Genomic DNA, 13,876 nt, shown 5'->3' with positions numbered 1-13,876 from the left:
CACAGTCCGCGGAAACACCATTTCCTTTCGTTGGCGATTTGGAGCAAAGAAAGGCTTTTGCCGCCGCGTTTTTTTGGCCTATGAGTGTCGCGCATTTTCAGATGAAGGACGCCGCCGGTGACGATCGGTTGGCGTGATCCGGTCGGGACACATGTCGCACAATACATTCGGTCATCTCTTCCGCGTAACCACCTGGGGCGAAAGCCACGGCCCGGCGCTCGGCTGCGTCGTTGACGGCTGCCCCCCCGGTCTGCGCTTCAAGCTCGAGGATATTCAGGTCTGGCTCGACAAGCGAAAGCCCGGCCAGTCGCGCTTTGTAACGCAGCGTCGCGAGGCCGATCTGGTCAAGATTCTGTCCGGGGTCATGCTGGACGCTGACGGCGAGACGATGATTTCGACCGGTACGCCGATCTCGATGATGATCGAGAACACCGACCAGCGCTCCAAGGATTACGGTGAGATCTCACGGCAATATCGGCCCGGCCATGCCGACTACACCTACGATGTGAAATACGGCATCCGCGACTATCGCGGCGGCGGCCGTTCCTCGGCCCGCGAAACGGCGGCACGCGTGGCGGCTGGCGGCATTGCCCGTCTTGTTGTGCCTGAGGTCAAGGTGCGCGGCGCCTTGGTGCAGATCGGCAAGCACAAGATCAACCGCCAGAACTGGGATTGGGACCAGGTCGACCAGAATCCGTTCTTTGCACCTGATGCCGCGATCGTTCCCGTCTGGGAAGAATATCTCGACGGTATCCGCAAGAACGGCTCCTCGATCGGCGCCGTCGTCGAAGTCGTGGCCGAAGGCGTGCCGGCGGGCCTCGGCGCCCCCATCTATGGCAAGCTTGACCAGGACATCGCCTCGCTGCTGATGTCGATCAATGCCGTCAAGGGTGTCGAGATTGGCAACGGCTTCGAAGCCGCCGAGATCACCGGCGAGGAAAACGCCGACGAGATGCGCATGGGCAATGACGGCAAGCCCTTGTTCCTGTCGAACAAGGCGGGCGGCATCCTCGGCGGCATTTCGACTGGCCAGCCGGTTATCGCGCGCTTCGCCATCAAGCCAACCTCGTCGATCCTGACCGAGCGCCAGTCGATCGATGCCGACGGCAACAATGTTAATATCCGCACCAAGGGACGGCATGATCCGTGCGTCGGCATCCGCGCCGTGCCGATCGGCGAGGCGATGGTCGCCTGCGCCATCGCCGACCATTATCTCCGTGACCGCGGCCAGACCGGCCGACTGAAATAGGAAATACAGACATGCCTTACGATCAGAAGCGCGTCGTCGATGCGATCCGGGCCTTCGAGGCCGGCGAAATCGTCGTGGTGATGGATGACAACGACCGCGAGAACGAAGGCGACCTGATCGTCGCGGCCGTTCACTGTACCGCGGAGAAGATGGCGTTCATCGTCCGTCACACCTCCGGCATCGTCTGCACACCGATGCCGAAGGAGGAGGCCCGCCGGCTCAACCTGAATGCGATGGTTGCCGAAAACGACTCGGCGCACACGACGGCGTTCACCGTTTCGGTCGATTTCAAGCACGGCACGACGACCGGCATTTCCGCCGACGACCGGACGCTGACCGTTCGCAACCTCGCCAATCCCAATGTCGGCGCCGCCGACTTCGTGCGCCCGGGTCACATCTTCCCGCTCGTTGCGCGGGAAGGCGGAGTGCTTATGCGCTCGGGCCACACGGAAGCTGCTGTCGATCTCTGCAAGCTCGCCGGCCTTCCGCCGATCGGCGTGATCTGCGAACTCGTCAACGATGACGGGACCGTCACGCGCGGGCAGCAGGTGGTCGAATTCGCTGAAACGCATAGCCTGAAGCTGGTGTCCGTTGCCGACCTGATCGCTTACCGCCAGCGCAAGGAAACGCTGATCGAACTCGGCCAGAGCTTCGACATCGAAACACCCTTCGGCAAGGCCAAGGCGCATACCTATTCGCTGCCTTGGGATACGATGCAGCACCTCGCCGTCGTTTTCGGCGACATCCGCGACGGCATCGACATTCCGGTGCGCCTGCACCCTGAGAATGTCGCCGAGGACCTTTTCGGCAAGCGCCGTCCCGTCGACCACTACATGAAGAAGATTGCCGAGGAAGGTCGCGGGATCATCGTCTACCTGCGGGAAGGCTCCGTCGGCGTCGGTCATTCGGACAGTGGTCGCAAGGCACGCAGCCAAGGACGCGAGGCACACGTCGAGGCACAGGTGCGCGACAGCGAGTGGCTGGAAATCGGTCTCGGCGCACAGATCCTCAAGGACCTCGGCGTATCGTCGATCCGGCTCCTGACGAGCCGCGAGCGGCACTATGTCGGTCTCGAAGGCTTCGGCATCAAGATTTCGAAGACGGAGATCTACTAAGCCCGCCATCCGTCGAGATAGGCGACCTTCTCGACGCCGGAGAACCGCGCGATGCGTTGCAACTCGGCGTCGAGCCGGTCCAGGCGACCGGTCAAGGGGCGCACGCCCGGCTCCAGCCATAGGCGCTTGACGTCGAGGCTCCCGCCTTTGCCATCTGCTTTCATGTCGATGCGGCCGATCTGCTTGTCGCCTTCAAGCGCGGGAAGACATAGTAGCCGCATGCCCGCTTCGGCTCGGCACGAAAACCTCGATGCGATAGAGGCGGCCGCCTGCTTCGCGCTCAGGCGGCGATGCGCTTGAAGCGACCGCTGACGTTCTCGATATAGTATTTTCCCGGCGATTGGGCGGTGACCATCGCGATGACCTCGGCTTCCGCCACGCCCTCGAACTGCCGCTCTTCGCCGTTGCTCAGACAGACGCGAAGCCGGCCATCCTCTTGGCTGAAATAGACCGCATCGATCAGCGTTGACTTCACTGCCAACGGCTCCATCTTCGCCTGCCGTCCGGCCCGTGTGACGATCGTGGCGGCGCGCGCATCGCGCCGCTTGCGCAGCAAGGCCCTCACTTCACGGCGAAGGCTGTTCAGTGCCGCCAATGCGGCGAATTTGATGGCTCGTGTTTTCATGCAGCCATCCTACGCAGGCGGCTCTTAAAGAGTTCAAGACAAGCATGGTAAAGCGCGCATCAACATTAATTCTTTGTAATTGCGACGCAATTTCCTAAAATATCGACTATCGACGAGCGCCGCTCAGCCTTGCCAACCATCCATTAGGACGACCTGTTCAACGCCAGTGAATTTGGCCAGTCGGTCAAGTTCGGCGAGAAGCTTTTCGATCCGCCCGGCCGACGGGCGTACGCCCGGTTCCAGCCACAGACGCTTGACGTCGAGGCTTCCGCCTTTGCGATCGGCCTTCATGTCGATGCGGCCGATCAGCTTGTCGCCTTCAAGCAGCGGGAAGACATAGTATCCGTATTCCCGCTTCGGCTCGGGCACGAAAACCTCGATGCGATAGAAGAAACCGAAGAGCCGTTCGGTGCGATTGCGGTCGCGGATCATCGGATCGAAGGGGCTGAGCACGCGCACGCGCGGCGGTGCGCCGGGATAGTCCTGCATGCTCGTAAGCAGGTCGGGGACTGCCCAGGAGGGGCGCGGCTTTCCGCCAAGCGCCGGCTCGATCAGGACTTCGATCAACTCGTCGCGATGCGCGTTGACCCAGGCTTTCGCTTCATCGGGCGACAACAGATCCCAGAAGGCGGCGATTTCGCCATGCGTGGCAAAGCCCAGTCGGGTCAGCGCGCTGCGGCAGGCCCAGTCGACAAACTCCTCGTAGGTGACTTCCGGCTCGTGAAACTCAGGCGGAATGACGCGTTCGACGAGATCATAGATTTTCTGGAAGTTCGAGCGTCCGGCGATGGCGAACTTGCCGGTGCGCCAGAAATATTCCAGCGCCGTCTTGTTGGGATGCCAATTCCACCAGCCGCCGGAAACATGCCCGTCCGCCTTGATCTCGCGCGCCATGATGGCGCCGTCACGAGTGACGCGCTCAAATGTCTCGTCGAAGGCGTGTTCGAACCCCTCCCCCTGCCATTTTCGCCAGCGCTCGCCGATTACCTCTTCCTCGTGGCGGAACTTGTGTTTCCAGTATCGGAAGAAGGCGCTCGGCAGGATCGAGGCGTCGTGCGTCCAGTGCTCGAAGAGCGAGCCGTCCTTCTCCAGTAGCGCCGTCAGATGCTCGCGTTTGTAAGTCTGGTTGCGGGAAAACAGGATCTGGTGATGGGCTCGCTCCACCGTCTGGATGCTGTCCACCTGCACGAAGCCGAGTTCGTGGATGAGCTCCAGCAGGCCGCCCTTCGTCAGCGCCTTGTTCGGCGGCGCGCTCAGGCCTTGCTTGGCGAGGAATATGCGGCGGGCATCGGAATTCGAAATGAGATTCGTCATGTGCACATCATAGAACGGAAAATGTTCCTAGCCACCCGTTAAGTTAGGACGATCATCAGGTAGGAGCGGCCGGCATTCATTGCGAGATTTTGAGCTTTCAAAGCGCGAAATTCGTTATAGAACGGCCTCTCAATTCACGAGGGACCAGGTGGATATCCGTTTCGAAGGCGCAGGGGTCAGCTATGGTGCGCGCGTCGCGCTGGCGCCCGTGACGCTGCAGCTCACAGAAAAGCGCATCGGCATCATCGGCCTCAACGGCTCGGGCAAGACGACCTTTGCGCGCCTCATCAACGGCCTGACCAAGCCGAGCATCGGGCGGGTGATCGTCAACGGTCGCGACACGGCCGACGCCAAGGCCGTTCTCACCGATGTCGGCTTCATCTTCCAGTCGCCGCAAAACCAGATCATCCTGCCGGTCGTGCGCGACGACATCGCCTTCGGTCTGAAGTGCCGCGGCTACAAGCCGGCGGAAATTACGGCGAAGGTGGAGGCGGTCCTGCAGCGTTTCAGCGCGGCCCGTCTTGCCGACCGCCGGGCGCACGAGCTCTCGGGCGGAGAGCTGCAAATTGCCGCCCTTTGCTCCGTGCTCGCAACCGGGCCCGATATTCTCATCCTGGACGAGCCGACCAATCAGCTGGACCTCAAGAACCGCAGCCTCGTGCAAAGGCTGGTGGAAAGCCTTCCGGAGAGCGCGGTCGTCATCAGCCACGATCTGGAATTGGTCGCGGATTACGAGCGCGTACTGGTTTTCCATGAGGGCATTCTCGTCGCCGACGCGCCGGCCGGAGAGGCGATCCGCCGCTACAGGGAGATCGCAAGCCGATGAAGTCGCTTTTCGTCGAAGGCAACAGCGCCATGCATCGGGTTTCGGCGCGCGCCAAGCTGCTTGTTCTTGCGGCCCTCGGCGTCATGCTCTTCCTTACGGCGAACTTCCTGTTGCTTGCCCTTGGAGTGCTCGCGACGGCCGGGATCTACTTCAGCATCGGCCTTCCGGCGCGATCCGCGCTTGCGCGACTGAAGCCGGTCTTCCTGACGATCCTCATCGTGGCGTTGTTCAGCCTGGCCTTCAATCCCTGGCATATCGCCGTCGTCGCCCTGCTCCGGCTCACGGCATTGATGCTGTTTGCCGCTGCCGTGACTGCAACAACTGCTATCGCGCAATTCATCGACGAAATTACCCTGCTGGCCAGGCCACTGGAGCGGCTCGGACTTCTTCGGGCCGACGATGTCGGGCTGGCTGTCGGGCTCGTCGTCCGCTTTGTTCCCGAGATTCTCGATCGTTATCGTGCCATCCGCGAGGCGCACGCGGCGCGCGGTATCAAGGTGCGGCCGACAACCGTGCTCGTGCCATTGATCATTCTGACGCTGAGGGATGCGGATAACATTGCTGCGGCAATTGACGCGCGCGGCGTTCGGCGGCATGTCAATTGAGAACTCGCTAACAGGAGCCCTGCATGAGCACTCGCGACCTCGTTCTCTCCGCCCTCTTTGCGGCCATCATCGTCGCGCTCGGCATTCTGCCGCCGATCACGCTCGGCTTCATACCGGTGCCGATTACGGCGCAGTCGCTCGGCGTCATGATGGCGGGTGTCGTGCTCGGCGCGCGCCGCGGCACGATCGCGGTCCTGATCGTTCTCGTGCTTGTCGCGATCGGCCTTCCTGTGCTTTCCGGCGGTCGTGGCGGACTTGCTGCCTTTGCCGCACCGACCACCGGCTTTCTGATCGGCTGGGTGCTGGCAGCCTTCGTCACCGGTTATCTCAGCGAACGGCTGGTCAAATCCGAACAGTCGGCGTTGGTGCAGACGGTCGGCTTCTTCTTCGCCGCGATGATCGGCGGCATCGTGGTTCTCTACGCCTGCGGCATCGTCTATCTGGCGTTCGCCGCCCAGCTTGGCCTCTCCAAGGCGTTCCTCGGCTCAATGGCATTTATCCCCGGCGACGTCGTCAAGGCCTTCGTTGCGGCACTTGTCGGCCGCGCGGTCATGGTCGGCTATCCCCTCCTGCCGGTGCGCAGCTAATCGACGAAACCATAAAGCCAGTCACGCGTGTCTTCGGGAAGCGGGACTGGCGAACGATCGTCGCGCGAGCGCGCCTGCCAGATAATTTCGACCTCGGCGGAGCGCTCGTCGCCGATATCGGCCGAAATGATGAAGCCGACCGAACGCATGCCGATCTTGTCGACCGACGCCGTGAACACGACCCGCTCATCGTAATGCAGCGGCCGATGGAGGATACAGGTCACCTTGCTGGCGATATAAAGCGGCTCATTCGCCAGTTGCGGCCTCGACGACCAGAAGGTCGCCAGCACCGACTCCGCATAGGAAATGTAGGAGCCCAAGAAAACCTGGCCGTTCATGTCGACGTCGCGGAACGGCACATTCATCTCAACGGTACGCGTGACCTCGTTCATTGATCTTTCTGCCAATTCTCCCCTCCCCAAAGACTAGCCGCGGGGCCGGACGAAGTAAACGCAGGACTGGCCCCATGACCAAGGCGCGCGCTTGTTGAAATTGCCACGCCGAGCCCCATCTGCTGTGGATCATGACGGGACGGAAAGATAGAGTGACACCATGAGCACCCGCCTTTACGAGCACCCGATCTTCCTGGAACACGTCACGCCCGCCGGCCATCCCGAACGGTCCGACCGTCTGCGGGCGATCAACGTGGCGCTGGAACATCCGAACTTCGCAGGTCTTGACCGCAAGCGCGCACCGCAGGCCGCCGAAGAAGCCGTTCTGCTCGCCCATCCCGAAGAGCACCTGCTGTCAGTGCTGCGCCAGGTGCCCGAAGAGGATGGCGAGATCAATCAGCTCGAGGCCGATACTTACGCCAGCCGAAAGAGCTTCGAAGCGGCACTGACGGGGATCGGCGGCGCGATGGCCGCGGTCGATGATGTGTTTACCGGCAAGGCCGATAACGTCTTCGTTGCGGCCCGCCCGCCGGGCCATCATGCCGAAAAATCAACGGCAATGGGCTTCTGCTTCTTCAACAATGCCGCGATCGCCGCCCGCCATGCCCAGAAAGCGCACGGTGCGGAGCGTGTGGCGATCGTCGACTGGGACGTGCATCACGGCAACGGCACGCAGGACATCTTCTGGGACGATCCCTCCGTGCTCTTCTGCTCGACGCACCAGATGCCGCTTTACCCCGGCACCGGCGCGAAGGAGGAAAGCGGCAAGCACGGTACCATCGTCAACGCGCCGCTGTCTCCGAATGTCGGTAGCGATCACTTCCGCGAAGCGTTCAAATCACGGGTGTTGCCTGCGCTCGTTGATTTTCGCCCGGACCTGATCATCATCTCCGCCGGCTTCGATGCGCATCACCGCGATCCCTTGGCGCAGATCAATCTCGTCGGCGAGGATTTCGACTGGGCAACCGGGCGGTTGCTTGAGGTCGCCGACAAAAGTGCCGCAAACCGGGTCGTCAGCCTGCTGGAAGGCGGCTATGATCTCGAAGGCCTCGCCGAGTCGGCTGGCCTGCATATTCTTAGAATGATGAAGGGTTGAGTATGACTGACAGCGCCAAGCCGGACGTTTCCGGTCTTTCCTTCGAGAAGGCGGTTGCAGAGCTCGAAAGCATCGTGGCCCGGCTGGAACGCGGCGACGTGGCGCTGGACGAATCCATCGAGATCTACGAGCGCGGCGAAGCGCTGAAGAAGCACTGCGAAACGCTGCTTTCGGCCGCCGAAAACCGCATCGAAAAGATCCGCCTTGACCGATCTGGCAGGCCGCAGGGCGTCGAGCCGCTAGACGGGGCATAAGCAAGAGTTTTGCCGAAATCGTCGTCGTGATGAACAGAGCGTCGCCTCCTGGCGATCAAGTTTTCCTAGTCCGCCATCGGTAATCGGTCTAGCCTACGCACAACGCTCATCGGAGACGCTTTGATGTCCTTTTTCCCCGGTAAAGATCCCCTGCCCGGCGATGCTTTCGCCTGCGATGCGATCGAGAACCTCATAATCCCCCGCACCAGCGATATTGGCGGCTTCGAGGTGCGGCGAGCGCTGCCGACGCGGCAGCGGCGGCTGGTCGGGCCGTTCATCTTTTTCGACCGCATGGGGCCGGCGATCCTGAAGCCGAACGAGGCGCTGGATGTGCGGCCGCATCCGCATATCGGGCTTTCGACGGTGACCTATCTCTTTGACGGCGAGATCCGGCATCGGGACAGCCTCGGCACCGAGAAGGTCATTCGCCCCGGGGACATCAACCTGATGACGGCAGGGCGCGGCATCGTCCATTCGGAGCGCACGCCCGATAATTTGCGCGGCCATCCGCTGCTGATGTCGGGCCTGCAGACCTGGCTCGCACTGCCGGATGACAGGGAGGAGATCGATCCCTCCTTTGCGCATACCGAAAAGAGCGACATGCCTGTGATCGACGAACGCGGCGTGCGCGGGCGTGTCGTCATCGGATCGTTCGAGGGGATGTCTTCACCGGTGAAGGTGTTTTCCGACACGCTCTATGCCGATATCAGCCTTGAACCGGGTGTGAAGTTTCCCTTCGCGGCGGGACACGAGGAGCGGGCGGCATACGTACTGTCAGGCGAAGTCGTGATATCGGGCGATAGGTTTGCAGCCGATCAGCTGCTCGTCTTCCGCCCCGGCGATGCGATCACTCTCGAAGCTGGCAGAGAGGGCTGTCACCTGATGCTGTTCGGCGGAGCGGCGCTGAACTCGAAGCGGTACATCTGGTGGAACTTCGTTTCCTCGTCGAAAGAACGCATCGAAAAGGCCAAGGAAGAGTGGCGGACCGGCAAGTTCGACATCGTACCGGGGGACGAAGAAGAATTCATACCTTTGCCGGAAGGCTGATCTCCTTTAGAAAGGAGTTTCGGCCATTCTTGAAATCGACTTTTTTCACCGCAATTTATGGCTTAAAGGCATCCTGCCCAAGAAAGACAAGAAAGAGCGCCCGCCCGTGACACAATCGCCGAAGACGCCGCTGCTGGATAAGGTTCCCTATCCAGCCGACCTCCGAAAGCTTGACGATCGCGACCTGCCGCAGCTTGCGCGCGAGGTTCGCGATGAAATGATCGATGCGGTGTCGCGCACCGGCGGTCATCTCGGTGCAGGACTCGGCGTGGTGGAACTGACGATTGCGATCCACAGCGTCTTCAACACGCCTGAAGATCGGCTGATCTTCGACGTCGGGCACCAGTGCTATCCGCACAAGATCCTCACCGGTCGCCGTGACCGTATCCGGACGTTGCGCCAAGAAGGCGGCCTCTCCGGTTTCACGCGCCGCGCGGAAAGCGAATACGATCCCTTCGGTGCTGCTCACTCCTCCACGTCCATCTCCGCCGGCCTCGGCATGGCGGTTGCCTCCGACCTCGACAAGACCGACCGCCGGGTGATTGCCGTGATCGGCGACGGCGCGTTGTCGGCCGGCATGGCCTACGAAGCATTGAACAATGCTGGCGCGCTCGACGCCCGCCTGATCGTCATCCTCAACGACAACGACATGTCGATTGCGCCGCCGACCGGCGCGATGAGCGCCTATCTCGCGCGCCTTGCTTCCGGCCGCACCTACATGGGCTTCCGCGATTTCGGCAAGAAGCTGACGGCCTACCTCGGCAAGAATGTCGACCGCGCCATCACTCGCGCCGTGGAGCATGCCCGGGGCTATGTGACCGGGGGGACAATGTTCGAGGAGATGGGTTTCTATCATATCGGGCCGATCGACGGTCACTCGTTCGAGCACCTGCTGCCGGTGTTGCGCAATGTGCGCGACAATGCCAACGGCCCCGTGCTGATCCATGTGGTGACGCAGAAGGGCAAGGGCTACGCGCCCGCCGAGGCGGCAGCCGACAAGTATCACGGCGTCAACAAGTTCGACGTCATCACCGGCGCGCAGGCGAAGGTGAAGCCGAATGCGCCGAGCTACACGAGCGTATTCGCCGAAGCGCTGGTGCAGGAAGCGGAGCACGACGACAAGATCGTCGGCATTACCGCCGCCATGCCGAACGGGACTGGCCTCGACAAGCTCGCAAGCGTCTTCCCGTCGCGATGTTTCGATGTCGGGATTGCCGAGCAGCATGCGGTGACATTTGCCGCCGGTCTAGCCGCCGAGGGCTTCAAGCCGTTTGCCGCGCTTTACTCGACGTTCCTGCAGCGCGCCTATGACCAGGTGGTGCACGACGTCGCGATCCAGGGCCTTCCGGTTCGCTTCCCGATCGATCGCGCCGGTTTCGTCGGCGCCGACGGCCCGACGCATGCAGGCTCGTTCGATACGACGTTCCTCGCCACCCTCCCCGGCTTCGTGGTGATGGCGGCCGCCGATGAGGCTGAGCTGAAGCATATGGTGCGAACGGCGGCAGCCTATGATGCCGGTCCGATCTCCTTCCGATATCCGCGCGGCGAAGGCGTCGGCATAGAAATGCCCGTCCGTGGTGAAATCCTGCAGATCGGCAAGGGCCGCGTCGTCAAGGAAGGCGCGAAAGTGGCGCTGCTCTCGTTCGGCACCCGCCTCGCTGACTGTCTGCTTGCTGCCGAGGACCTTGACGCAGCCGGGCTTTCGACGACGGTTGCCGATGCGCGATTCGCCAAGCCGCTGGATCATGATCTGATCCGCCAGTTGGCACGCCACCACGAAATCCTGATCACCGTCGAAGAGGGAGCGGTCGGCGGCTTCGGCAGCCAAGTCATGCAGTTCCTGGCCATGGACGGCCTGCTCGACAATGGCCTGAAGATCCGCTCGCTTGTCATGCCCGATATCTGGGTGGAACAGGCAAAGCCGGAAGTGATGAACGCCCATGCCGGCCTCGATCGCGCGGGCATCGTTTCGACCGTGTTCAAGGCGCTTGGCCGGCCCGCCGCATTTGGCGTCGGCGCTGCCGGATAGTTCAATCTCATCGCGTCAGATGAAGACGGCCCTGGAGACGGGACCGTCTTTTTTGTTTGGCGAAAGGCCGACGGAAGTGTCGATGAACCGCTGCCATCCGGCTGCCAGCGACGCCTCTCCAACAAAAGGCTTGCAACTAACGGCTTTGCCGGTCATGGACAGCCGATGTCCGATCAAAACACACAACGCCTCGACCAGTTGCTCGTCAGCCTTGGTCTTTTCGCCAGCCGTTCCCGAGCGCGGGATGCGGTGCAACGCGGCACCGTGAAGGTCGGAGGCAAGATCGTGACGAAAGCAGGTGCGCTGTTTGGCGAGGATGCCCCAATCGAAATCGACGATCCGGCGCAGGACTATGTGTCCCGTGCGGCGCTGAAGCTCGCCGCAGCGCTCGATCACTTCAAGCTCGACCCGTCAGGACATCACTGTCTCGATGTCGGCGCATCAACCGGTGGCTTCACCGAAGTGCTGCTGGCCCAAGGGGCAACCCATGTCACCGCGATCGACGTCGGCCATGGCCAGATGCATCCGCGCATCTCGAGCGATCCCCGCGTGACGAACATCGAAGGCCTCAACGCCCGCAACCTGACGGCGGAGAATATCGGCCATCCGATCACCTTTATCGTGTCGGACGTCTCCTTCATCTCGCTGAAGCTGGCACTTGCCCCTGCTCTTGAGATCGCGGAAGCTGGGGCTTGCGCGGCTCTCCTCGTCAAGCCGCAGTTCGAGGCCGGGCGCGAGGCGATCGGCAAGGGGGGGCTTCTCAAGGACCCGTCATCGGCGCCCGATGTCGCGGCCGAACTCGAGCGCTGGTTCGTCGAGGATATGGGCTGGAAGAGCCTTGGCCTCATCCCCTCACCCATTGCCGGCGGCGACGGTAATCAGGAATTTCTACTCGCAGGGACAAAACCGTGAGCACGCAAACTGTTACGATCGAAAAGCTGGGCGCCCAGGGCGATGGCATCGTGCACGCGGATGGCGGGCCGGTCTATGTGCCCTTCACCCTGCCCGGCGAAACCGTCGCCATCGCGCGCCTCAAGAACCACGGCACGGTGATGTCGATCTCCGATCCATCGGCCGATCGCCAGGCCCCTCCTTGCCGGCATTTCGGACCGGACGGAGTGAACGGCACCTGCGGCGGCTGCAGCCTCCAGCACATGAACGATCCTTCCTATCGCAGCTTCAAGCGCCAGCTTGTCGTCGACGCGCTGAAATCGAAGGGACTGACGGCTGAGGTTGCCGACCTCGTCGTCGCTCATCCCGGCGAACGGCGGCGTGTCGTCTTCGCCGCACGGCGGACCGAGAAGGACATGCTTATCGGCTTCAATCAGGCCGAAAGCCACCACATCGTCGCCATCGAGGAATGTCCCATCTCGTCGGCGGGCATCATCGCCAGGCTGCCGGCGATCAAGGCGATTGGTGCAGCACTTGCCAATAGCGCCGAAGCGTTCCGCATCACCGTGTTGGAGACCCTGTCGGGTCTTGATCTCGCGGTCGACGGCATCAAGAAACTCTCGGATCAGCAGCGCCGCAAGGCGATCGAGACGGTGCTTTCCCTTCGCGGCATCGCCCGCGTCTCGCTCAACGACGAAATCCTCGTCGAACCATCGAAGCCGATCGTCGATTTCGGCGGCGTCAATGTCGTTCCGCCGCCCGGCAGCTTCACGCAGGCGACCAAGCAGGCGGAAGACGCAATGGCGGAATTGGTTCTGGCGCATGTCGGCAAGGCGAAACGCATCGCCGATCTTTTCGCAGGCGCCGGCACCTTCTCGCTTCGCCTTGCCCGCGTCGGCCGGGTTCATGCGGTCGAGAGCGAGGACAAGCCGCTGGCGGCGCTCGATCACGCTGCTCGCAACACGCAGGGTCTGAAGCCGGTCAGCGTCGAAAGGCGAGACCTCTTCCGCCGGCCGCTGATGACATCCGAGCTGAAGGTCTACGACGCCGTGGTCTTCGATCCGCCGCGCGCCGGCGCCGAGTTTCAGTGCAAGGAACTGGCGCGCTCGACGGTCAAGAAAATCGTCGCCGTCAGCTGCAATCCGGTGACGCTCGCCCGGGATCTCGCCCTGCTCGTCGAGGGTGGCTATCGCATCACCGGTGTGACCCCGATCGACCAGTTCCTGTGGACATCGCACGTCGAGGTCGTGGCGACGCTGGAGAAGTAGCGGCGCGAAAAACAAAACGCCCGCGACGAGCGCGGGCGTTCCAGTTTGTGTGTATCAATCAATCAGGCGGCGCGACGGCTGTAGGATGATGCGCCGTGGGATGCTGCCTGCAGGTTGAACTGGGCAAGGAGTTGCATCAGCTTTGCTGCTTCCTGCGCCAGCCCATGGCTCGCTGCCGTCTGCTCCTCGACCATGGCGGCGTTCTGCTGCGTGCCCTGGTCCATCGTGTTGACGGCCGTATTGATCTCGGCAAGCCCCGTCGACTGCTCACGGGTTGCCGTGACGATTGCGTCGACGTGACGGCTGATTTCCTGAACCTGACCGACGATTGCTTCCAACGCCTTGCCGGTGTCGCCGACGAGCGTGACGCCCGAGCGAACCTGTGAGTTCGAGGCGGTGATCAGGCTTTCGATTTCCTTCGCGGCATGGGCAGAACGCTGTGCCAGCTCGCGCACTTCCTGGGCGACGACAGCAAAGCCCTTGCCGGCTTCGCCTGCGCGTGCCGCCTCGACACCGGCATTCAGCGCCAGCAGGTTGGTCTGGAAGGCAATGTCGTCGATGACACTGATGATATTGGC

At 62.1% G+C, this 13,876-nt stretch carries 15 protein-coding genes and 1 pseudogene; 11 read left to right on the top strand and 5 right to left on the bottom strand.

Annotation, left to right across the window (positions count from 1 at the left end; all coding sequences use genetic code 11):
• The first annotated feature begins 151 nt into the window (after positions 1-151).
• Both aroC and ribB read left to right on the top strand, forming a co-directional pair.
• Entirely contained in the window at positions 152-1,249 is a 1,098-nt protein-coding gene (gene aroC, locus RHIBUN_RS0121245) for a chorismate synthase (RefSeq protein ID WP_018858979.1), read from the top strand.
• Positions 1,250-1,260: 11 nt separating this feature from the next.
• Positions 1,261-2,364 (top strand): 3,4-dihydroxy-2-butanone-4-phosphate synthase, encoded by a 1,104-nt coding sequence (gene ribB, locus RHIBUN_RS0121240; RefSeq protein ID WP_018858978.1) that lies wholly within the window; start codon positions 1,261-1,263, stop codon positions 2,362-2,364.
• Here the strand turns inward: ribB and RHIBUN_RS0121235 are convergent.
• From RHIBUN_RS0121235 to RHIBUN_RS0121225, 3 genes and pseudogenes are all read right to left on the bottom strand, one after another.
• Positions 2,361-2,622: pseudogene (locus RHIBUN_RS0121235) on the bottom strand (crosslink repair DNA glycosylase YcaQ family protein); the annotation flags it as partial. The gene ribB and the pseudogene RHIBUN_RS0121235 overlap by 4 nt on opposite strands.
• Before the next feature lie 22 nt (positions 2,623-2,644).
• Positions 2,645-2,854 carry a KTSC domain-containing protein gene (locus RHIBUN_RS38045; protein ID WP_025661086.1) on the bottom strand — a complete coding sequence of 70 codons (210 nt, stop codon included), beginning with the start codon at positions 2,852-2,854 and terminating at the stop codon, positions 2,645-2,647.
• A gap of 258 nt (positions 2,855-3,112) precedes the next feature.
• Entirely contained in the window at positions 3,113-4,303 is a 1,191-nt protein-coding gene (locus tag RHIBUN_RS0121225) for a winged helix-turn-helix domain-containing protein (RefSeq protein WP_025661085.1), read from the bottom strand.
• Between the two features lie 148 nt (positions 4,304-4,451).
• Between RHIBUN_RS0121225 and RHIBUN_RS0121220 the strand changes: the two genes are divergently transcribed.
• The 3 genes from RHIBUN_RS0121220 to RHIBUN_RS0121210 are packed head-to-tail and all read left to right on the top strand — an operon-like array spanning position 4,452 to position 6,321.
• On the top strand, positions 4,452-5,129 hold the full coding sequence (locus RHIBUN_RS0121220; protein ID WP_025661084.1) for an ABC transporter ATP-binding protein: 678 nt from the start codon (positions 4,452-4,454) through the stop codon (positions 5,127-5,129).
• Positions 5,126-5,734, top strand: coding sequence for an energy-coupling factor transporter transmembrane protein EcfT (locus RHIBUN_RS0121215; RefSeq protein WP_025661083.1), 609 nt, complete (start codon positions 5,126-5,128; stop codon positions 5,732-5,734). The genes RHIBUN_RS0121220 and RHIBUN_RS0121215 overlap by 4 nt, the downstream gene beginning before the upstream one ends.
• 23 nt (positions 5,735-5,757) lie before the next feature.
• A complete protein-coding gene (locus RHIBUN_RS0121210) occupies positions 5,758-6,321 on the top strand; it encodes a biotin transporter BioY (protein WP_018858972.1) in 564 nt (187 codons plus the stop codon).
• Here the strand turns inward: RHIBUN_RS0121210 and RHIBUN_RS0121205 are convergent.
• Positions 6,318-6,713: a hotdog domain-containing protein gene (locus RHIBUN_RS0121205; RefSeq protein WP_018858971.1), complete on the bottom strand. Its 396-nt coding sequence runs from the start codon at positions 6,711-6,713 to the stop codon at positions 6,318-6,320. The two genes, RHIBUN_RS0121210 and RHIBUN_RS0121205, sit on opposite strands and share 4 nt — an antisense overlap.
• A 160-nt stretch (positions 6,714-6,873) precedes the next feature.
• Here RHIBUN_RS0121205 and RHIBUN_RS0121200 point away from each other — a divergent pair, with 160 nt between their 5' ends.
• The 6 genes from RHIBUN_RS0121200 (at position 6,874) to RHIBUN_RS0121170 (ending at position 13,298) form a co-directional block, all read left to right on the top strand.
• The gene (locus RHIBUN_RS0121200) at positions 6,874-7,809 is read left to right on the top strand and encodes a histone deacetylase family protein (RefSeq protein ID WP_018858970.1); all 936 of its coding nucleotides are present in this window, start codon (positions 6,874-6,876) and stop codon (positions 7,807-7,809) included.
• Between the two features lie 2 nt (positions 7,810-7,811).
• Positions 7,812-8,063, top strand: coding sequence for an exodeoxyribonuclease VII small subunit (locus RHIBUN_RS0121195; protein WP_018858969.1), 252 nt, complete (start codon positions 7,812-7,814; stop codon positions 8,061-8,063).
• A 123-nt stretch (positions 8,064-8,186) separates the two neighbouring features.
• Positions 8,187-9,110, top strand: a complete 924-nt coding sequence (locus tag RHIBUN_RS0121190) for a pirin family protein (RefSeq protein ID WP_018858968.1) — start codon at positions 8,187-8,189, stop codon at positions 9,108-9,110.
• Positions 9,111-9,216: 106 nt separating this feature from the next.
• Complete coding sequence (gene dxs, locus RHIBUN_RS0121185; RefSeq protein ID WP_018858967.1) at positions 9,217-11,139, top strand: 1-deoxy-D-xylulose-5-phosphate synthase; 1,923 nt, start codon at positions 9,217-9,219, stop codon at positions 11,137-11,139.
• Between the two features lie 165 nt (positions 11,140-11,304).
• Positions 11,305-12,051: a TlyA family RNA methyltransferase gene (locus tag RHIBUN_RS0121175; RefSeq protein WP_025661082.1), complete on the top strand. Its 747-nt coding sequence runs from the start codon at positions 11,305-11,307 to the stop codon at positions 12,049-12,051.
• Positions 12,048-13,298 (top strand): class I SAM-dependent RNA methyltransferase, encoded by a 1,251-nt coding sequence (locus RHIBUN_RS0121170; protein WP_025661081.1) that lies wholly within the window; start codon positions 12,048-12,050, stop codon positions 13,296-13,298. The genes RHIBUN_RS0121175 and RHIBUN_RS0121170 overlap by 4 nt, the downstream gene beginning before the upstream one ends.
• A gap of 62 nt (positions 13,299-13,360) precedes the next feature.
• Here the strand turns inward: RHIBUN_RS0121170 and RHIBUN_RS33715 are convergent.
• The coding region (locus RHIBUN_RS33715; protein ID WP_037217316.1) for a methyl-accepting chemotaxis protein at positions 13,361-13,876 on the bottom strand (516 nt) is incomplete at its 5' end.

This window comes from Rhizobium sp. IBUN (assembly GCF_000510625.1).
Taxonomy (GTDB): Bacteria; Pseudomonadota; Alphaproteobacteria; order Rhizobiales; family Rhizobiaceae; genus Rhizobium; species Rhizobium altiplani.
Note: the sequence above shows the minus strand (reverse complement) of the source record. Positions and strands in the feature narration are given on the sequence as shown.